The sequence below is a fragment of the Fictibacillus sp. 5RED26 genome, assembly GCF_015903895.1.
Taxonomy (GTDB): Bacteria; Bacillota; Bacilli; order Bacillales; family Fictibacillaceae; genus Fictibacillus; species Fictibacillus phosphorivorans.
In genome coordinates, this window is the sequence record NZ_JACZDU010000005.1 from 81772 (window position 1) to 100419 (window position 18648).

The following is an 18648-nucleotide window of genomic DNA, read 5'->3' on the forward strand; positions in this document are numbered from 1 at the left end:
AGAGAGCTAACCCAAGTTTATGCTTTTTCGACATCTAGTTTTCTAGCTGCTTTCACTATAGAAAAGACAGCTGAACTTAATAATAAGAACCCTGGAATAAATAACAAAAGTGCAGATGCTTCCTTAGATTGAGTTACATTTAATGCATATCCGGCATAAGGAATCGTAAATCCTGTGTAGCTTCCAACCACATCATTTGAAGGAACTGACCACATATCAGGTCCGTCATTGTTATCGCCCTTTGTGTGATAGAAAATTTGTCCGTTTTTATTTTCAACATCAATAATTCTATGAGTAATCAGCTTATCTTCCATTTGAAAAGTGATAATGTCGCCTTTTTCAAAGGTAGTGTTATCGTCTGTCTGTTTAATAGAGATGATAGACCCTGTTTGAAAGATAGGCTCCATCGATCCAGATAATACCGCTTTAATCTGATAGTTAAAAACGGAAGGTTCTGATCCTGAAACACGGGACGATAGGATGATAAAAGCAAGCAAGCAGAGCAATACAATAAAAGAGGTACTTGCTAGTTTAGTCGTGAATTTCAACAGTCTTTTCGTCATGTTTTGTTTCTCCTTCACTTTGAATAGAATCATCAGCAAATTCGTTTTGTTCTATATGATCAGTAGCATTCTTCATCTCTGCTGAATTAATGGGACCTTCAATCTTCTCAGCATCTTCTAACTTGTTGATACGAACTTCAATAGAATGGTGTAATTGTTTAATAGGTTGTAAGTTCACTGTTTCTTTTATTTTTTTGCTCAATTCGTTTGCCTCATTACACCCTTCATAGACAAATTGGTATGTCTTTGAATCCAGATTCTTTACCTGTTTCTCATAGTTCAAGAGCTCATTATGTATGTCTTGAAAATCATTGAGAAGTGAGTGAAGTGCTTGTTCTATTCTTGTAATCTTCTCGATCGTTTTTTTTAGCTCCTGTAAACTTGCATCATCAGCGGCGTTCGGAACGGTATTGTATAGAGAGAGTATGTCCGAATAAATGATCATAGCTTTTCCATTAAGATCTCCCACTGTGTCTGGAAAGACAATTGCAGCTGAAAGTTCAACCGGTTTTATTTGAGCTCGGCTTGAAAAGGCAGCTTCAGTTTGACCGGTAATTTGAGCACCACAATAAAAAGATAGAGAGCACAACCCCAATAGAACAGTTCCTTTATGAAGCTTGCCTTTCATATCAACCCTCCTCGTCTAGTGATTTGACCCTATTATTGCAGAATGTGTTCGAGATTGTTATTGGGTTAATTATTCAAGAAATATGGACATTTTTTGTCGAATGAAGTCCTTAAAAGCTATTAACCCTTGAAAAACTAAGGATAAATTAACCCAATTGACCATATTTGTAATGTTCTTAATAATTGGAATTATTCCGGAAGCACAATTTGATGAAGAGGTGAATGGGTTGAAAAAGAAAAGACAAAAACGATTGAACAAAAAAGTGGTAATTCCAGCAGTTCTAGCATTGTCCGTTACACTTGGAGGATTTTCATTACCTGGATCTAATGCACACGCGAATCCTACAACTGTTTTATTCCAAGCTCCTGAAGGGTTGAGTAAAGCTGAAATCGTTAAAGCGTATCTTCAATCACAGGTCGTTTCCGAGGTTGGAGCGAAATCAGCATCTACAATAGGAGAGCAGTTTAAGATCGTAGAAGAGTTTACAGATAGTAGCACAAATACATACCACGTGCGTACTATTGAGCAATACAACGGGATTCCCATCTACGGCAGTGGACAAACCGTTGCATTAGATGCAAACAACAATGTGTACGCATCATTTGGGAAGGTAACTCAAAAACTAGGTCGATCGATCATTTCGACAGATCCGTCCATATCGAAGAAAGCTGTAGAAAGAACAGCGAAAGAGCAAGTAGTTGCTAAGATTGGAGAAGTTAAGCAGTATGACGGAGTAGAAACCGAATTAACAATCTATCCGCATGAAGGAAGAAACTACTTAACATACTTAGTCAAAGTTTCGACTTCTGTTCCTGCACCTGGGTATTTTCATTATTTTATTGATGCAACTACTGGAGAGATTGTTGATCAGTTTAACGCGGTACATGAAGCAGATGCTCCAGCAGTAACACCGATAACAGGAAGAGGACTAGATTTATTCGGTAAAGTTCAAAATTTTATCGCTGTAAAAGATAGTACATCCGGGAAAAGCTATCTGCATGGTGCGGCAATAGGAGGAGGAACAACGACGAATCCGAACATCGTCCCAGTTCATACGTACAAAGCGAACCGCATGGGTGAAACACCTTTCATCCTACTATCCGGACTTTTTGGGTTCTCAGGTTTTGAAGTAGAAACAGGTACGTCTTTCTTTGCTGATCCAGCAGCGGTTTCAGCTCATACGAACTCTATCAAAGTAAATACGTATTACCAAAATATCCACAAACGTAACAGTATCGATGGAAACGGAATGCCGGTCATAAGCACGGTCCACATTGGGTCTAAATGGAACAATGCAGCATGGAACGGAAAGCAGATGCTTTACGGAGATGGTGACGGTATTCTGTTCAGTTCATTAGCAGGTGCGATGGATGTTGCAGGTCATGAGATGACACATGGTGTAATCTCAAAAACAGCAAACTTAACCTATCAAGGAGAATCAGGTGCGATTAATGAATCACTAGCTGATATCTTCGGTGCGTTGTCTGAGATGCATTCACACGGATTAACAAGTCCATCTGAGTGGGAGATGGGTGAAGACATTTACACACCAAACGTACCTGGTGATGGCGGACTTCGTTCCATGAGTAATCCAAAGTCCAGAAAGCTATCTGCAGCTTATGGATTGAAGGATAATGCATATCCTGATCACTATGAAGACCGTTACTTAGGTGAACTGGATAAGGGTGGGGTTCATATTAACAGCTCCATCAACAATAAAGCAGCTTATCTCATCTCTGAAGGAGGAGAGCACCACGGAGTTAAAGTCACGGGTATCACACGTTCGAAAACAGAGAAAATCTTTTACCGTGCGTTAACGAACTATCTTGTACCGTCATCAGGATTCAAAGAGATGCGTGCTGCAGCGATTCAATCCGCTCGAGATCTTTATCCAGACCGAAATGGAGCTCCATCTGCCGAAACAAAAGCGGTAATGGCAGCATACGATGCGATTGGTGTACCGGCTCAATAAGCAATGTGATCCACGAGAGAGTATTCTTTCGTGGATTTTTTATGGAAAAATGGTGAGCATTAAGACTCAAAAACATGACTTTAGAAGGAAAAAAATAATTTAGAAAGAAACTTTTATCATTAAACATTTGTTCATGAGGAGAGACACGTATGATCGAGGGAGAAATTATTAAATTTTATCGGAAAAGAAGAGGACTTTCTCAAGAGCAACTGGGCAAAGATATTTGTACGACAACACATGTTAGTAAAATTGAGCGGGGGCAGACGAAGTATTCAACGGAGATTATAACCTTATTCTCAAAACGGCTAGATATCGACATACAGAAGGAGATGCAGTTCTTTCAAGATATGGAGAAGAAACTTCATCAATGGCACAACTCTATTATCATGCAAAGAATGAAGGAAGTAGAGAAAACAAAAAGTGAATTAGATCAATTTCCGATTGTTAAATCCTCAAAACATGCAGCACTTTATCAGCTAGTGCTTGCTCGTTATTATCTTTTAAAAAAAGAGCCACAAAAAACAGCAGAGATTTTAAACCGAATAAAAACTGAGCATCTGACTCCTTTTGAATACAACATGTATAAGCATGTAAAAGGAATCTATTATTTGGAGAAGTACAACAATTTTTATGTTGAGAATCGCAAGAAAGCGATCGAGCTCTTGAGTACGATTGATAAGATTGCCTATGGAAATGAAGAATACTGTTATCATTTAGCGATGGCTTATCAATGGGTTGAATCAAAAACGATGGCTTATATCAATGCCAAAAAAGCAGTGGACTATTTTAAGAGAAACAACAACTTCTCAAGAGCCATCCAAGCAGAATCAGTCATGCTGCTTCAAATAGAATGCGCCACTCAGCATGAATTTGAACAAAAAGTTAACCGTTACCTTCAGTTGATTCAGGATAGTGAAACGCTAAACGAAATTGGTATTATCGGAATGCTTCTGCATAATCTAGGGCTTGAATTTTTCAAAAGAAAAGATTATGAGAATGCGCACATCTATTATCGAAAAGCGTTAAAGATGGCTGATAAAAAAACAGCAATCTATTTAAATCGATTGTATAATTTTTTGGACAATAGTATCGATGGAAAACTTCAGTCTCAAAGGCAGAATTTAAAAAGTGCAGAAGAAGGATTAACAGCAGCCAAAATGGTAAAGCACCAGTTATATTTGCATTTGTTTCAACTTCACCTGTATATCTTAAAGGGCGAGATGGAGGCTTATTTCAGTTACTTAGAAAATATAGCAATGCCATTTTTTCAAGCTCATAATCAATTTAGCAGGATCGATAAGTTTGGAAAACAGCTATACCACTATTATGCCGATACGAAGCAGTACGAGAAAGCAATTGAAATTTCCTCTCTGTTTCTAGCTAGAGATTAAATAAAGTCATGCAAGATAGGTTGGATAAAAAGTCCCCTGTCTTTTTTTGTTCGAAAAAGTTAGAAAATTTATATTGAAAGTTATTTTACTGTCAGTTATAATTTTTATTAACGAAAGCGCTTTCGGTAAAGAGGAGATAACAATGGCTACAATCTATGATATTGCAAAAAAGACGGGTTTCTCAACGACAACCGTCTCAAAGGCACTCAATAACTATTCTGATGTGAGTGAAAAAACGAAGCAGAAGATTCTACAAGCAGTCGAAGAAATGGGATATCTGCCTAATGCACATGCCCAATCGCTTTCTACAAAAAAGTCTTGGACGATTGGTGTGATGTTTTCTGAATCGAATGAAGTAGGAATGAAACATCCTTTCTTTAGTGCCATAATAGAAAGTTTTAGAAAGAATGCAGAACGAGAGGGATATGATCTGATCTTCGCTTCAAGAAATCTGCGTAATCGGGATATCAGCTATTTAGAACACTTTTCTTACCGTGCCGTTGATGGCATTGTAGTAATCTGTTCTGATCCACAAGATCCGCAAGTACAAGAGATGATAAACAGCACGATTCCTATCGTTGTTATAGATATGAACAAACAGAACTGCAGTCTTGTCTTCTCGGATAATATTGAAGGTGGAAAGCTGGCAGTTAACTACTTGCATTCACTTGGTCATACAAAGATCGCTCATATCGCTGGCGATGCTTTAACTGATGCAGGTGCAGAAAGAATTAAAGGATTTAAAAAAGCGATGAATGAGTTGAACCTGCCGATTCATGAAGGCTACCTTATCAATGGTGGATTGTTCTCAATCGGTGAAGGCAAAGCGGCCATGGAAAAGCTGTTGATGTTAGATGATGTACCTACAGCGGTATTTGTTGCAGGAGATCATATGGCTATCGGTGCAATTGAGGCCATAAAAGAGAAGGGTTTATCTGTACCCGAAGATATTTCAATCATCGGTTATGATGATATTGAAATGGCAGCATACATTACACCGAAGTTAACGACGATTAAGCAAGATACGGATATGATTGGATACCAAGCAGCAAAGTTGTTGATGAAACAAATTATCCAAAAGAAAAAACTGATTACATCCAAACGTATTCCAGTCGAACTAATCATTCGAGAATCATGCTCACAAAAAAAATAAAAATTTTTTTAGGATAATTCGAAAGCGGTTTCGAATATTTATTTTGAAACAAAACGAAACCGCTTTCGCTCTATAAATTTTAAAGAAGGAAGGGGTTTATACATGAAAAGGAAGTTAAGTATCTTTTTGGTATCAATTTTGTTGGTGGGATTATTTGCAGGTTGTTCAAGCGATTCGAAAACATCTGGTAATGGCAAGAAAGATGTTGATCTAAGAATCTGGTCGTTTACAGATGAATTAAAGAAACCGATCAAAACATTTGAGGAAAAGAATGGCGTAAAAGTGGAGTTAACGATTGTTCCGATCGCTGACTACCCGACAAAATTAAAGCCAGTACTTGAGAGTGGTGTTGGAGCTCCTGACGTTTTCACGGGCGAGATCGCATTCTTAAAACAATGGGTTGATGCAGGCTATTGGGAGAACTTATCTGAAAAGCCTTATAACGCAGATAAGCTTTCTGATAAGTATGTACCTTATGTATTTGACCTTGGTAAAGATAAAGATGGCGATGTACGCGCTCTTTCTTGGCAAACAACGCCAGGAGGCATCTATTATAAGCGAAGCATTGCAAAGGAAGTATTAGGAACAGACGATCCAACTCAAGTTGGTGAAATGATGAGCTCTATGGATAAGGTGTTTGAAGTAGCAGAAAAGATGAAGTCAAAAGGCTATAGCATGTTCCCAGATGAAGGTGCGATCCGCTGGTTCACACAAGGTGACAATCCACAGCCTTGGGTAAACGACAAGAATGAGCTTCAGTTAACGGAAGAAAAAATGGAGTACATGGATTACTCGAAAAAGCTTCGTGATAATCAATACACTGCTCTAGCACCTGAATGGTCACCATCTTGGTTCGAAGGCATGGATAAGCCGATCAAGGTAAAAGAGGGTGGCAAGGAAAAAGAAACGCAAGTGTTTTCATATGTTCTTCCTACATGGGGATTACATAGCGTCCTGAAAACCAATGTTAAGGAATCTGTTGGTGACTGGGCGGTAACGAGTGGTCCGAGTCCTTATTTCTGGGGTGGAACATGGCTTGGTGTATACAACAAATCGGATAATAAAGAACTTGCTTATAAATTTGTAAAAATGATGACACAAGACGATGAGTTCTTAACATCTTGGAGTAAAGAAACAGGTGATGTCCTTTCTTATCTACCTGTAACAGAGACAATTAAAGATGACTTTAGCGACAAATTCTTAGGTGGACAGAACAACTATCAATTCTTCCTAGATCAATCTACTAAGATTACACCTGGGATCGTGACGAAGTACGATCAGCAGCTAGATACGCTTTACGGAAATGCCGTTCAGCAATATGTAACAGGTAAGAAATCTAAAAAAGAAGCGATTAAAGAATTTTATCAAAAAGCACAAAATGCTTATCCAGACATCAAAGTACCGAAAAAATAAGTTTTATGGACGGTGGCGGGAAACTTTTTCTCGCCACTGACCTATCTATTGAAAGGGGGAGGAGAGATGAAGAATTTAAACCGTTATGGCTATTTTTTTATTGCTCCGTTTTGGCTCGTCTTCTTAGTGTTCAGTATATATCCCGTCGCCCTAACCTTTTATTATAGCTTTACAAATTATACAGGCAGTGGTGAAGCACAGTTAGTAGGTCTAGCAAACTATAAACGACTCCTTACAGACACATATTTTGTTGAAGCTTTTTTTAACACATGGAAGATATGGGGTGTGAACTTCGCACTTCAAATGGGACTTGCTCTTATCCTGGCTATGATCTTTTCAGATATGAGAGTGAAATTAAAAGGTATCGCATTCTTTCGAGCGATCTTTTATCTACCAAATTTAATTACGATCAGTTCGGTTGCTCTTCTGTTCGGGATTTTACTAGATTGGCAGCACGGTTCATTAAACATGATGTTGATGAAGGTAGGAATCATTTCAGATCCAATCAACTGGCTTAACGAACCAACGAGTGCACAGTTATCGATCTCATTGATTTTAACGTGGATGTGGTTTGGGCACTCTTTTATCGTTGTGATGGCAGGCGTATCAGGTATATCGAAAGACTACTACGAAGCAGCATTGATCGATGGTGCAAATCGCTGGCAGACGTTTTCTAAGATTACGATTCCGCTATTGAAGCCTATCCTGCTTTATATCATGATTACCTCGCTCATTGGAGGTCTTCAATTGTTTGATCTACCGATGCTTTTAACAGATGGAATAGGATCACCAGACGGCTCATTGAATACGATGGTGCTCTATTTATACAATCAAGCCTTCAAGTATAACAACTACGGATATGCTGCAGCAGTCGCATACGGATTATTTGTTATAACGCTCATCTTCTCTGCTTTCATTTTCAAAGGGATGTATGGGAAAGAACGTAAACAACCAAGGCAGGTGTAAAGCATGATAGGAAAAACAGCGGTAGATAATAGCCTTTCAAATTCTGTTGAAAAGAAAAGTGTTATAGAAACAAAACCGAAGCGAAAAGTCAGCATACCAAAAATTCTGATCTATACCGTATTGATCGTTATGGCAATCGTGTGTTTCATTCCGTTCTTAATGATGCTTGTTAACGCCACACGCTCAAATGAAGCAATTCTTTCAGGCTTCACCTTGCTTCCAGGTAGTGCAATCGTTGAAAACTATCAAACGATGATGAGCTATATCAATATTTGGGCGGGTTTTAAGAACAGCTTAATCATTTCCGTTCTCGTGACATTATTGTCGGGTTACTTTTCAGCATTAACGGCTTATGGTTTTGCGTTCTACGTGTTTAAGGGCAAGAATGCGATGTTCGTTTTCATGTTAGTGATGATGATGGTCCCAGGCCAGTTAGGGTTGATCGGCTTTTATGAGCTTTGTAAGAACTTAGGGATATTGGATACGTATATTCCATTAATCATTCCCGCAGCAGCGAGTCCTTTCGTGGTATTCTTCCTGCGCCAGTACATTTTAACAACGCTGCATCCAAGTTTGATTGAGGCAGCAAGAATCGATGGTGCAAGTGAATTTAAAATCTTTCATACGATCGCGATTCCAATCATGATGCCAGCGATCGCGACGATGTCTATCTTTACGTTTATCGGGTCGTGGAACAACTACATCATGCCTTTAGTTGTATTATTCTCACCTGAAAAGTTCACGCTTCCTGTGTTGATGGGCTTCTTAAAAGGTTCACAAGTGGCTCAAAACTTGGGGTCTATGTATTTAGGTATCGCGATCTCCGTGGTGCCGATCATGGTAGCGTTCCTATTTTTATCAAAATATATCGTTAACAGCATTTCAGCAGGTTCTATCAAAGAATAGAGGAGAGAAACAGTTATGCATTTTAATAAGTCATTCGTGTTTGGTACAGCAACATCTTCTTATCAAATTGAGGGAGCTCGTCTTGAAGGAGGCAGAACACTTTCAATCTGGGATACGTTCTGTGATACGCCTGGAAAAGTATATCAACAGCATAATGGAAGCATAGCGTGTGATCATTACTACCGATTTGAAGAAGATATTCAGCAGATTAAGAAGCTTGGCGTAGAAACGTATCGCTTCTCAGTTTCCTGGCCTCGTATTTTTCCTGAAAAGGGTGTTTTGAATGCAGAGGGAATGGACTTCTACAAGAAATTAACGCAGCGTTTACGTGAAGAAGGAATCAAACCTGCGATTACGCTTTACCACTGGGACCTCCCACTATGGGCCCATGAAGAAGGCGGATGGGTAAACCGTGAGTCAGTCGATTGGTTTATGGAGTTAGCAAAAGTTTGCTTCCAAGAGCTTGATGCAGAGGTGGATTCTTGGATTACGCATAACGAGCCGTGGTGTGCTGGTTTCTTAGGTTATCATCAAGGATTTCATGCGCCAGGACATACGAACATGGACGAAGCTGTTAAAGCGGTACACCACATGCTTCTTTCTCACGGAAAAGCTGTACAATATTTAAAGAACGAGCTTCAATCCAAAACGCCGATCGGTATTACGTTAAACCTGTCACCGATCTATGCAAAAACAGATTCTGCGAACGATCAGCTTGCAGCGAATAATGCTGACGGGTATTCCAATCGCTGGTTCTTAGATCCTGTTTTCAAAGGGCAGTACCCTGTTGATATGATGAACTTGTTCTCTAAATACGTTCATTCGTATGATTTTATTAAAGCAGGGGATATGGAAATCATCTCAACGTCTTGTGATTTCTTTGGCATCAACTATTATAGCCGAGGGATTGTTGAGTTCTCTGCAGCGAATGACTTCTTACATAGAGGGGCTCATTCTGATTATGAAAAGACCGGCATGGGATGGGACATAGCGCCAGAAGAATTTAAAGATCTGATCAGAAGATTGAGACAGGAGTATACGGATCTTCCTATCTATATTACCGAGAATGGTGCAGCCTTTGATGACGTACTAGAGAACGGACGCGTCCACGACTCTGGCCGTGTGGATTATATTGAAAAGCATCTTCAAGCGGTTTCTGATCTGAACGATGAAGGCATGAATATTGAAGGGTACTATCTATGGTCTCTCATGGATAATTTTGAGTGGAGCTTCGGATATGACAAACGATTTGGAATCATCTACCTAGATTTTGATTCTCAAGAGCGAATCTGGAAAGATAGCGCATACCGTTATGCAGAAATCGTGAAAAACAGAGGAACCAATAACAGCAACAAAGAAACAGATGCTATTTCAGTAAGCTAATTTATTTCTAAGATAATAATAACCATTGAAGTCCCTGACATAGGTTAGGGACTTTTTTGTTTTGTGTAAAATTTTCCTGAGTGGAGAAGCTAAAAACGTATAGGAGGGATAGACATGAAGGATAAGAATGAGGAACGAATCGATGAAGAAACATCGGACGGAATGAATGAGTTAGTAGAGATCATCAATGCAGAAGGTGATACGGGTGAATTGAAGGAAATCGTTGAGAGCTATGATAATAAAAAGGAACATTCCCCTTTATGCAATGATGATTTTTTCTATGCAGACCTTCGGGCCATTGCGGAAGATGGTGCTAAAGAAGATTGAAGTATTTAGAACGGGCAGAACCGCTGATGATAGCGACTCTGCCCGTTTATTTGTTTGAAGTGCGCGTGTTAAAGCATGGGTGCATTGAATGAGTTAACTTTGCTTCGCGATGTTGAGGTAGGGGGTATAGAGCTAGTGTTTACTTGTCGTGATATGTCGACTCGCCGGTTTATGGGTAAAAATCGCCGGAATATCACAAAAACACGCCGGAATAAATCAGAAATTTCTAGGATTAATTCTAAAAGTTCTCGAAATAATAGCCTTGATACCACGCCCGGTATAAATGGATTCCAGGGTTTGAGTGCCTAAATAGCACCTAGAGGCCGATTATGGTCAATTAAACAAAGCATTTTATCAGAAGCTATATCCATCAATAGCTACTTAACGTGTAATTTGAGTTAGCTGTTGTATATCTTCAACAGCATAATCAGCAATCAATGAGGAAGAGTGAGATTTATGAATGAGTTCTAAACTTTTCTGCATGTTACATAATAAAGTTTCGTTATTAAATAGCCTCTGAACATTCTCCACAATTTCGTCTGCGGTATGAACAACTATTGCAGCACCTTTTTCTTCAAAATACTTAGCATTTTCTCCTTCTTGGCCAGGAACGGGCTTATATAGAATAAGTGGCACTCTTACAGCAGCAGCTTCAGTAATGGAGATGCCACCTGGCTTGGTTACTACGCAATGTGAAATCTTTAAGACTTCATGAAGTTCGTCTACGTAACCGAATAATCGGAATGAACCTGGATGTTGTTCGGCTAGTGGTGTTAATTTCTCATACAACGTTTTATTCTTGCCACATACTACAATTACTCGCAGAGAAGGATCGTTTAAAAGACGCTGAGCTAGAACCTTAACATTTTTCAGCACACCTTGAGCACCAGCTAGGATCGTCACGACACGTTTACTTGGCGTAACTCCGTATTTAGTAAACACTTTCTCTTTATGAATTGGGCGATAAAAGTCTGAACGAATGGGAATACCGCTAACAGTAATTCTATATTCTGCCACACCATGTTTGATCAGTCCGTTTGTGACTGAATCAGATGCAACAAAATAATGATCAATCGCTGGATTGATCCAAAATGGATGAGCGAAATAATCAGTGATCACGGTATAGATGGGGATGTTAAACCGTGATTTTTTAATAAGAAATGGCGCAGCGTGAAAGGGAAAGGTTGTTATTACAAAACGGGGTTGATGTTCTTTAATCAATTCTAGAAATCTTTTTCTTCCTAAATAACGAGAGAATTGTGTAATCGTATTGGCATTCAATTTGTTTGTTCCATAATAAAACCATTTATAAAAAGAAGAGCCGTGTGAAAAGCTTTTGATAAATATGGATTGCGTAACTTGGGACATGATGGGGTGAGCTTCACCAAATAAATCAGATATGACAGGTTGAAATCCTTTACTCTTCATTTCTTCAGCGAGGACATTAGCCACTTGAACATGACCGCTGCCATAGTTAGCTGTAAGGATTAATGCTGTTGGACGTATCATTAGAAAACCTCCCCAGTCTTTTGAGATAAGAATAGCAGGAGATTTTAAACGTGATATGAAGAAGATTAAAAGGTTTTGTAAAAAGTAAAAATTGTTAGTGGTACAATAAGATAGATTCAAAATTTCATAAGATCCGATAATTATGGTGTCTGTTGCAGACTTAATAGGGAATCTGGTGTGAGGCCAGGACTGTACCCGCAACTGTAAGTGCTGACGAAATAAGCAAAACCACTGTCTATCTGACGGGAAGGGCTTAGAGTAGGCTGATGCACGAGTCAGGAGACCTGCCATCTTTATAGCGTTGATCTTCTTCGGGAGTTGGGAAGATAGGACGAGGGATATTTAATAGATCATTCTTTCTGTTATGTATTCTTACGTACCCGTCTTTCGTGATGGGTATTTTTCTTTGTTCACTAACTCCCTCAAAATAAGGGGAGCTTTCAAGCTTCAGAAAAGAGGGTATGGTATGGAACAGCAGTTATCAGCAAACATCTCAAGAACGATTCAAACAAAGTTGGTATTGCCGCCTGACACGAATCACATGGGAACGATATTCGGTGGTACCGTTTTATCGTACATTGATGAAATCGCAGCGATTGCCGCCATGAAGCACAGCAAGAAAGTGGTTGTCACCGCATCCATTGATAATGTAAACTTCTTATCGTCAGCTAAAGTGGGAGACATCCTCATATTAGAAGGTGTAGTGGTCTCAACGGGAAGAACGTCTATGGAAGTATACGTAAAAGTGGAGTGTCAAAATCTAGAGACGGGGAACAGGACGTTGAATACCACGTCAATCTTAACGATGGTGGCCATTGATCAAAACGGTAAGCCGTTTCCGGTACCGAGTGTCATTCCTGAGACAGAAGAGGAAGAAGCACTCTTTAAAGGTACTCCACTAAGGAAAGAAAGGCGTTTGTTATATAAAAATGTAAACAAAATTTAAGGTTTCTTTAAAAGTTATAGTTGTAGTTTTTTTCTTTCTTCTTTGTAAGTTGGTTGTAGCGGAAGGTTGCCTGCCTGCTACATGAGAAGCTTCTCGCAAGGCATGCGACGAGGAAGTCCACTTTCTAGCATAAACTTGTAGACGCAGGAGCAAAGAGACAACTTTGAAGCGGTCAGGTGGAGACTCCTAATGGCGCAAAGCGGCAGGAGGCTCACCGTTCGCCCCGTGGAAAGCGTGCAACCTGGAGCGGAAACCAACAACTAACAAAAGCAACAATGTATACAAATAAACCTATTTTAAAAGGAAAAGGAAGTGAGAATCCCAATGAAAATTAAAAATATCATATTTGTAGCATTGGGGTTCTTTTTCCTAGGTTTAGGCGTTATCGGTATCGTCTTGCCGTTGCTTCCTACCACACCTCTTTTATTATTGGCATCTTATTTCTTCGTAAAAGGTTCAAAAAAGTTTGAAGTGTGGTTTAAAGGAACCGACATTTATAAAAAACATCTAGATGATTTTGTTAGGAATCGTTCGCTCACTAAAAAGAAAAAGATCATGATCAGCCTGTTTTCAGATTCGATGATCTTGATTACTTTTATCCTTACAGACAGTATGATTGCAAGAGTGATTTTGATTCTTGTGGTGATGTATAAATATTACTATTTTATTGTTAAAATTAAAACGACATAGAGAATGTGTGGAGATAAAGAGAGCAGCCTAATCAAAGGCTGCTCTCTTTATCTATCATGAAGAGGCTTTGTACATAACCACCAATCGTAGCACTCGATCTCTCCTGCTTGTGCTTGTTCTGCCCGTTTTTTAGCTTCTTGTACTGTGGCAGCTGGAGGAACGATAAGACGGTCTCCAACAAGCTCGTTTTTCGGCCAGTTTGCAGGTGTTGCTGCTTTATTTCTATCTGCTGTCTGCAGCGCCTTAACCGCTCTTAGGATCTCGTTGATATTACGGCCAACATTTTCAGGATACGTAAGGATAAGACGAATCTTGCCTGTCGGATCTACGATATAAACACTCCGTACTGTTCTTGTTCCCATCGTAGGGTGTATCATTCCTAGTCTAGTAGCAATCCGGCCTAGACTATCCGCGATGATCGGAAAAGTAATCTCTACTTTTAAATTCTGCTGTATCCATTCGATCCATTTTAAGTGTGAGTATACTTGTTCTACAGATAATCCGATTAAGTAAGTGTTGAGCTTTGTAAACTCAGGCATGAGCTTTTGAAACGCAACAAACTCTGTCGTGCATACGGGTGTAAAGTCACCCGGATGGCTAAAGAGGACAAACCAATGACCTTGATAGCTTGTTGGGAGGACAAGTTCCCCAAGGGTTGTATGAACCGTCATCTCCGGAAATTGATCGCCAATAAAAGGCTTTGAAAATGTTTGTGTAGATTCCATCCCTCTCTTCTCCTATCTTCCTTGGTTTCCCATCATCTTGCTCTTTTTCAACAGCTGAGACTCTCCTGTTTTTTCCCACTCTTCTACCTGTTCAATAGCTTGTTGAGGTGTAAATCCTTGACCAACAAGAACACCAGATAAAATAAATTCCTGATAGAGATGAGTTAAGTTAATGCCTTCTTCGGTCTCTTTTAATGCTCTTTGTACTAACGGATCAATGTACGAAACCCATTGGTCTGCTAAGCTCTCCGTTTGAGGCATTCTGTGTTCTTGATGAAAAGAACGAGGAGCACTTGATGTACTGTTTAACGTGAATAAATAGTTGTACTTAGCGCTGTGCTTGATCTCATCTGTAATGATGTTAAAGAGAATATCTCGATAATACGTATTAGGAAGTCCTTGGCGAATAACGCGATATTTCTCTACGGCAGCAAGTTCGCCAAACAGAGCTTTGACAAGTCCGTCTTTATAGGTTTTCGGTTTCTGAAACTCTTCTCCGTTCATTGGTGGAACTTCTTGGCCGGTAAGATCTTTGTAGATCATTCTAAAGAGTTTATTATGCCTTTTCTCATCATCTCGAATAGATGCGATGATTAATTTTTGTTCGTTTGTGGGTGCCTCAGAAATTAAATAGTCGTAAAATAATTCATCTTCCCTTTCGCCAGCAACAGCTTCCCTGATAAGTTGCAGAGATAGTTGAAGTGCTTGCTGCTGACCATCACTTTGCTGTTGTCCGGTGTCTTGTTGCTGTTGTTGTGGGTTCATATAGCTCATAAGATAACCTCCAAAAAAATGATTGTCGCATTAGTATATGCACACGCCTAAATTTTGTTTATACACAAAGATTTAAACACCACATGTCCGATGCATGAATAAGAATGAGCATATAGCTCGTTGAAAAATAAGGAGTGTTTATAGTGGATGAACTCATGTGGCTAGCGATCGGTGCAGCCGCAGTTTTTATAATAGAAGCGGGTGGTTATTTATATTGGAGGTTTTTGGGAAGTGGCTCACTTAAACTCTATATAAATGATGGTCAGAGACCCGAAAGAGACTTCAAACTGATTCAGACGTTCAAAACGTTGACACAAAGAATTGCACTAATCGATGTCTCAGGAGAAGTATGGGTCTACAGCAATGGTGAAATCATGTTTGGCACGAAACAAGATGAAAATGAGTATGCAGAAGTGATCGTACATGTTCCGATGGCCGCAGCGAAAGAGACTAAACGCATCTTAATCATCGGTGGCGGAGGCGGAATCAGTGTGCGAGAGGTTTTGCGTTATGAGAACGTTGAGGAAATTATCGCTGTAGATGTTGATGCGGAGATGATGGATCTTGGAAAGAACTTCGATCGTTTAGTTACATTCAATGAGGGTTCTTTAAATCATCACAGAGTGAGAACGGTGATTGAAGATGGCAGACATTTTGTAGAAGAAAGCCTAGAAACTTGGGATGTGATCATTGTAGACATACCAGAACCGACTGAAAGATGTCCAAGTCTATCCCAATTGTTTTCTTTAGAATTTTATCATCAATTAAAAGAACACTTAAACCCGGGTGGTGTTGTATCCATTGCTTGTTCAACCGTCAACCTGATGCCAGAATATATGTGGAGCATCGAAAAGACGTTAAAAGAATGTGGACTTTTCACAATTCCCTTTCATAATTTCTCTAACAAGACGGGTGTGGATTGGGGTTATGTCCTCGCTTCGACATTACCGGTACAGCGAGATGACATCCGATTAAAAGTTACCGTTCCATTCTTAACAGAAGGAAGACTGAAGGATGTGTTGGAACTACCGTACTACTTGAAGAACCTTGAAAACAAAGGTGATATCCAGACGGATCAGAACACCGTCCTCTTAGATATTGTAAGAAGAGAATTGAATAATTGACATAGATAGCACTTGTGTAACTTACAAGTGTTTTTTTAATGATTAATATTATGGATTAGGAGTAACTAGCATTTCTAATAAACTGAACGGTAATTATTTTTGTTATTCATGAAGCTGAGTGTGCAACTTGGTAACGGCTTGTGACAGGTTGGTCAGAAGTGGATTTACGATGAGAAGATCATGACATATACTGGTTAAAAATAAAGTGAAACACATAAAGGGGGCGTGAGATGAAGCTAACAATACTTGAAAGTGATGATCATGAAGGCTTGGAAATCATTGTGAAATGCAAAATGTTAAATGATGAAGTTATTAAAGTTCTAACTTCGTTGAGGTCCCTTGAAAGAAAAGTATTGGGTACAAAGGATGGAAAGGTCTATCTTCTTTTACCAAATGATATTTATTATTTTGAGTCAGTTGATAAAAAGACATTTGCTTATACCGAAAAATCGGTCTATGAGGTGTCATTAAGGTTGTATCAAATTGAAGAGCTCTTCGGTGATGTGAATTTTTTTCGTGCTACAAAAGCAAGTATATTGAATCTCGATCGATTACAATCCATTTCCCCACGAATTGGAGGCAGGTTAGAAGTGAAAATGGAGAACGGAGAGAACCTATTAGTGTCCCGTCAGTATGTGCCTGTTTTAAAGGCAAAGTTAGGTTTTTAAATTAAAGGAGGCGATGATATGTTTAAAAAAGTAATGGCGTATACGGTAGCATTTAAAACAATTATGAGCTTATTCTTTTCGGCAGGAATCATCATCTATGTTGTGTTCGGCTATATGCTCGGAAAAAGGGAGATCGCCTTCGAGATGATCGTTCAAATCTTTTTTATCAGTATTCTGGTTACTGGTTTGCATTACTTATTTTGGACGGAGGACACTAAAGTAAAGTTAACAAATAGTTGGAAACTGATCATACAATATTTTATTCTCGGCTTCGTTTTAATAGGGATGTCCCAAGTATTTAACTGGTTCGAGTGGGGAAGTAAAACATTTTATATGATGTTGGTTCTGTTTCACATTCTTTATCTGGGCGGCATACTTGGGTTCACTATCTATTTTAAAGTGCTAGGATTTCAATTCAATCAGAAGATGCAGCATTATCGAAAGCAGAATCAAGTTCGCTAGTTTATAAAATTTTTTTTAAGAGTATAGTGGGGTAACAATCATAATCGCAGCGACTTCGTTGCGATTATTCTTTTTCTGTAAAAAAACAGAAAAGTATTAAAAAAGTGTGTCGATATTATCGTCTCCTCTTCGTCGTATAAGTAAATCAGCTTAAAAAACAATTGAAATGCTAAGGAGAGATTCATATGAATACTGTAATTTCAAAAGATGGAACAAAAATTGTTTATGACAAGGTAGGAAATGGACCTTCACTCATCTTAATCGGAGGCGCATTCAGTTATCGAAAGTTCCCAGGCATGGTTAAACTTGCAAAATTATTATCAGACCATTTTACAGTTTACACATACGACCGACGTGGCCGTGGTGATAGCGGTGACGCAGAACAGTATGAACCCGTACGAGAGTATGAAGATCTGGATGCAATTATCTCAAAAGCAGGAGGAACGGCATTCGTTTGGGGGTTATCATCAGGAGCTGTTCTTGCTTTACAAGCAGCTGCTCATGGAGCGAGCATTGCAAAATTAGCGCTCCACGAACCGCCATTTATCGTCAATGACAAAGATCATGTACCACCAAGGGATTTTTCAAAAAAGGTTAGTGAACTTGTTTCTGATGATCGCAGTGCCGATACGATTAAATATTTCATGACGAAGGGCATGGGGGCTCCTTCATTCGTTGTAACTATGATGCGTATGATGCCTGGTGTTTGGTCCAAGCTTATGGCGGTTGCACATACCCTTCCGTACGATGCGACATTATTAGAAGGATATATGGAGGGAAAGTCATTGCCTGAAGATTTTTGGAATAACGTTACAGTGCCAACAATTGTACTTAAAGGCACAGAAAGTCCTTTAATGCTTCGTGACGGAGCAGATGCTTTAGTAAAAGTGCTTCCTAATGCTGAATTAATAAGTAAGAAGGGGCTTGGACATACGAAACAGCTTAATGTTAAAAGTATTTCTTCTGAGCTCGTCTTATTTTTTTCTGCTGTATAAACTAGAGAAAATTACTAAAGGATTTTTTTAACAAATACCGAAACCTTTTTATA

19 protein-coding genes and 1 riboswitch are annotated in these 18648 nt (G+C 39.1%); of the genes, 14 read left to right on the forward strand and 5 right to left on the reverse strand.

Annotation, left to right across the window (positions count from 1 at the left end; all coding sequences use genetic code 11):
• Positions 1 to 17: 17 nt before the first annotated feature.
• Together sipW and IHV10_RS17245 are read right to left on the reverse strand one after the other, a co-directional pair.
• Positions 18 to 563, reverse strand: a complete 546-nt coding sequence (gene sipW, locus IHV10_RS17240) for a signal peptidase I SipW (protein WP_197132358.1) — start codon at positions 561 to 563, stop codon at positions 18 to 20.
• Complete coding sequence (locus IHV10_RS17245; RefSeq protein ID WP_197132361.1) at positions 532 to 1191, reverse strand: DUF4047 domain-containing protein; 660 nt, start codon at positions 1189 to 1191, stop codon at positions 532 to 534. The genes sipW and IHV10_RS17245 overlap by 32 nt, the downstream gene beginning before the upstream one ends.
• Before the next feature lie 226 nt (positions 1192 to 1417).
• On the opposite strand from IHV10_RS17245, the gene IHV10_RS17250 reads away from it, so the two are divergent.
• The 8 genes from IHV10_RS17250 (at position 1418) to IHV10_RS17285 (ending at position 10702) form a co-directional block, all read left to right on the forward strand.
• Complete coding sequence (locus IHV10_RS17250) at positions 1418 to 3163, forward strand: M4 family metallopeptidase (RefSeq protein ID WP_231619602.1); 1746 nt, start codon at positions 1418 to 1420, stop codon at positions 3161 to 3163.
• 149 nt (positions 3164 to 3312) lie between these two features.
• Positions 3313 to 4554, forward strand: coding sequence for a helix-turn-helix domain-containing protein (locus IHV10_RS17255; protein ID WP_197132364.1), 1242 nt, complete (start codon positions 3313 to 3315; stop codon positions 4552 to 4554).
• Positions 4555 to 4696: 142 nt separating this feature from the next.
• Positions 4697 to 5707: a LacI family DNA-binding transcriptional regulator gene (locus IHV10_RS17260; RefSeq protein ID WP_197132367.1), complete on the forward strand. Its 1011-nt coding sequence runs from the start codon at positions 4697 to 4699 to the stop codon at positions 5705 to 5707.
• A gap of 102 nt (positions 5708 to 5809) precedes the next feature.
• Complete coding sequence (locus IHV10_RS17265; RefSeq protein ID WP_197132370.1) at positions 5810 to 7120, forward strand: ABC transporter substrate-binding protein; 1311 nt, start codon at positions 5810 to 5812, stop codon at positions 7118 to 7120.
• 66 nt (positions 7121 to 7186) lie between these two features.
• On the forward strand, positions 7187 to 8086 hold the full coding sequence (locus IHV10_RS17270) for a carbohydrate ABC transporter permease (protein WP_137791430.1): 900 nt from the start codon (positions 7187 to 7189) through the stop codon (positions 8084 to 8086).
• A 129-nt stretch (positions 8087 to 8215) separates the two neighbouring features.
• Positions 8216 to 8992 (forward strand): carbohydrate ABC transporter permease, encoded by a 777-nt coding sequence (locus IHV10_RS17275; protein ID WP_225218915.1) that lies wholly within the window; start codon positions 8216 to 8218, stop codon positions 8990 to 8992.
• 15 nt (positions 8993 to 9007) lie between these two features.
• On the forward strand, positions 9008 to 10375 hold the full coding sequence (locus tag IHV10_RS17280; protein WP_197132375.1) for a GH1 family beta-glucosidase: 1368 nt from the start codon (positions 9008 to 9010) through the stop codon (positions 10373 to 10375).
• 114 nt (positions 10376 to 10489) lie between these two features.
• Entirely contained in the window at positions 10490 to 10702 is a 213-nt protein-coding gene (locus IHV10_RS17285) for a hypothetical protein (protein WP_197132377.1), read from the forward strand.
• A 381-nt stretch (positions 10703 to 11083) separates the two neighbouring features.
• Here IHV10_RS17285 and IHV10_RS17290 read toward each other — a convergent pair whose 3' ends face one another.
• Positions 11084 to 12211: an MGDG synthase family glycosyltransferase gene (locus IHV10_RS17290; RefSeq protein WP_197132379.1), complete on the reverse strand. Its 1128-nt coding sequence runs from the start codon at positions 12209 to 12211 to the stop codon at positions 11084 to 11086.
• 126 nt (positions 12212 to 12337) lie between these two features.
• A riboswitch (cobalamin riboswitch) is annotated at positions 12338 to 12517 on the forward strand.
• Positions 12518 to 12677: 160 nt separating this feature from the next.
• Here IHV10_RS17290 and IHV10_RS17295 point away from each other — a divergent pair.
• Together IHV10_RS17295 and IHV10_RS17300 are read left to right on the forward strand one after the other, a co-directional pair.
• Positions 12678 to 13157 (forward strand): acyl-CoA thioesterase, encoded by a 480-nt coding sequence (locus tag IHV10_RS17295; protein WP_197132381.1) that lies wholly within the window; start codon positions 12678 to 12680, stop codon positions 13155 to 13157.
• A 324-nt stretch (positions 13158 to 13481) separates the two neighbouring features.
• Positions 13482 to 13847 carry a YbaN family protein gene (locus IHV10_RS17300; RefSeq protein ID WP_197132383.1) on the forward strand — a complete coding sequence of 122 codons (366 nt, stop codon included), beginning with the start codon at positions 13482 to 13484 and terminating at the stop codon, positions 13845 to 13847.
• Between the two features lie 47 nt (positions 13848 to 13894).
• On the opposite strand, the gene IHV10_RS17305 is transcribed toward IHV10_RS17300, so the two are convergent.
• Together IHV10_RS17305 and IHV10_RS17310 are read right to left on the reverse strand one after the other, a co-directional pair.
• On the reverse strand, positions 13895 to 14572 hold the full coding sequence (locus IHV10_RS17305; protein WP_197132385.1) for a peroxiredoxin: 678 nt from the start codon (positions 14570 to 14572) through the stop codon (positions 13895 to 13897).
• A gap of 12 nt (positions 14573 to 14584) precedes the next feature.
• Positions 14585 to 15346: a ferritin-like domain-containing protein gene (locus IHV10_RS17310; protein WP_197132388.1), complete on the reverse strand. Its 762-nt coding sequence runs from the start codon at positions 15344 to 15346 to the stop codon at positions 14585 to 14587.
• A 143-nt stretch (positions 15347 to 15489) separates the two neighbouring features.
• Between IHV10_RS17310 and IHV10_RS17315 the strand changes: the two genes are divergently transcribed.
• The 4 genes from IHV10_RS17315 to IHV10_RS17330 all read left to right on the forward strand — a co-directional run bounded on the left by IHV10_RS17315 (position 15490) and on the right by IHV10_RS17330 (position 18595).
• Complete coding sequence (locus IHV10_RS17315) at positions 15490 to 16470, forward strand: spermidine synthase (protein ID WP_197132391.1); 981 nt, start codon at positions 15490 to 15492, stop codon at positions 16468 to 16470.
• A gap of 230 nt (positions 16471 to 16700) precedes the next feature.
• Entirely contained in the window at positions 16701 to 17138 is a 438-nt protein-coding gene (locus IHV10_RS17320) for a LytTR family DNA-binding domain-containing protein (RefSeq protein ID WP_197132394.1), read from the forward strand.
• Positions 17139 to 17156: 18 nt separating this feature from the next.
• Entirely contained in the window at positions 17157 to 17600 is a 444-nt protein-coding gene (locus IHV10_RS17325; protein ID WP_197132397.1) for a hypothetical protein, read from the forward strand.
• Between the two features lie 185 nt (positions 17601 to 17785).
• Positions 17786 to 18595, forward strand: a complete 810-nt coding sequence (locus IHV10_RS17330; RefSeq protein WP_197132400.1) for an alpha/beta fold hydrolase — start codon at positions 17786 to 17788, stop codon at positions 18593 to 18595.
• The last annotated feature ends 53 nt before the right edge of the window (positions 18596 to 18648 follow it).

Coding starts and splice junctions, on each gene's coding strand:
- IHV10_RS17270 (WP_137791430.1), top strand. CDS start 7,187: ATGAAGAATTTAAACCGTTATGGCTATTTTTTTATTGCTCCGTTTTGG.
- IHV10_RS17275 (WP_225218915.1), top strand. CDS start 8,216: ATGGCAATCGTGTGTTTCATTCCGTTCTTAATGATGCTTGTTAACGCC.
- IHV10_RS17330 (WP_197132400.1), top strand. CDS start 17,786: ATGAATACTGTAATTTCAAAAGATGGAACAAAAATTGTTTATGACAAG.
- IHV10_RS17255 (WP_197132364.1), top strand. CDS start 3,313: ATGATCGAGGGAGAAATTATTAAATTTTATCGGAAAAGAAGAGGACTT.
- IHV10_RS17285 (WP_197132377.1), top strand. CDS start 10,490: ATGAAGGATAAGAATGAGGAACGAATCGATGAAGAAACATCGGACGGA.
- IHV10_RS17280 (WP_197132375.1), top strand. CDS start 9,008: ATGCATTTTAATAAGTCATTCGTGTTTGGTACAGCAACATCTTCTTAT.
- IHV10_RS17265 (WP_197132370.1), top strand. CDS start 5,810: ATGAAAAGGAAGTTAAGTATCTTTTTGGTATCAATTTTGTTGGTGGGA.
- IHV10_RS17305 (WP_197132385.1), bottom strand. CDS start 14,572: ATGGAATCTACACAAACATTTTCAAAGCCTTTTATTGGCGATCAATTT.
- IHV10_RS17310 (WP_197132388.1), bottom strand. CDS start 15,346: ATGAGCTATATGAACCCACAACAACAGCAACAAGACACCGGACAACAG.
- IHV10_RS17320 (WP_197132394.1), top strand. CDS start 16,701: ATGAAGCTAACAATACTTGAAAGTGATGATCATGAAGGCTTGGAAATC.
- IHV10_RS17260 (WP_197132367.1), top strand. CDS start 4,697: ATGGCTACAATCTATGATATTGCAAAAAAGACGGGTTTCTCAACGACA.
- IHV10_RS17295 (WP_197132381.1), top strand. CDS start 12,678: ATGGAACAGCAGTTATCAGCAAACATCTCAAGAACGATTCAAACAAAG.
- IHV10_RS17325 (WP_197132397.1), top strand. CDS start 17,157: ATGTTTAAAAAAGTAATGGCGTATACGGTAGCATTTAAAACAATTATG.
- IHV10_RS17290 (WP_197132379.1), bottom strand. CDS start 12,211: ATGATACGTCCAACAGCATTAATCCTTACAGCTAACTATGGCAGCGGT.
- IHV10_RS17300 (WP_197132383.1), top strand. CDS start 13,482: ATGAAAATTAAAAATATCATATTTGTAGCATTGGGGTTCTTTTTCCTA.
- sipW (WP_197132358.1), bottom strand. CDS start 563: ATGACGAAAAGACTGTTGAAATTCACGACTAAACTAGCAAGTACCTCT.
- IHV10_RS17245 (WP_197132361.1), bottom strand. CDS start 1,191: ATGAAAGGCAAGCTTCATAAAGGAACTGTTCTATTGGGGTTGTGCTCT.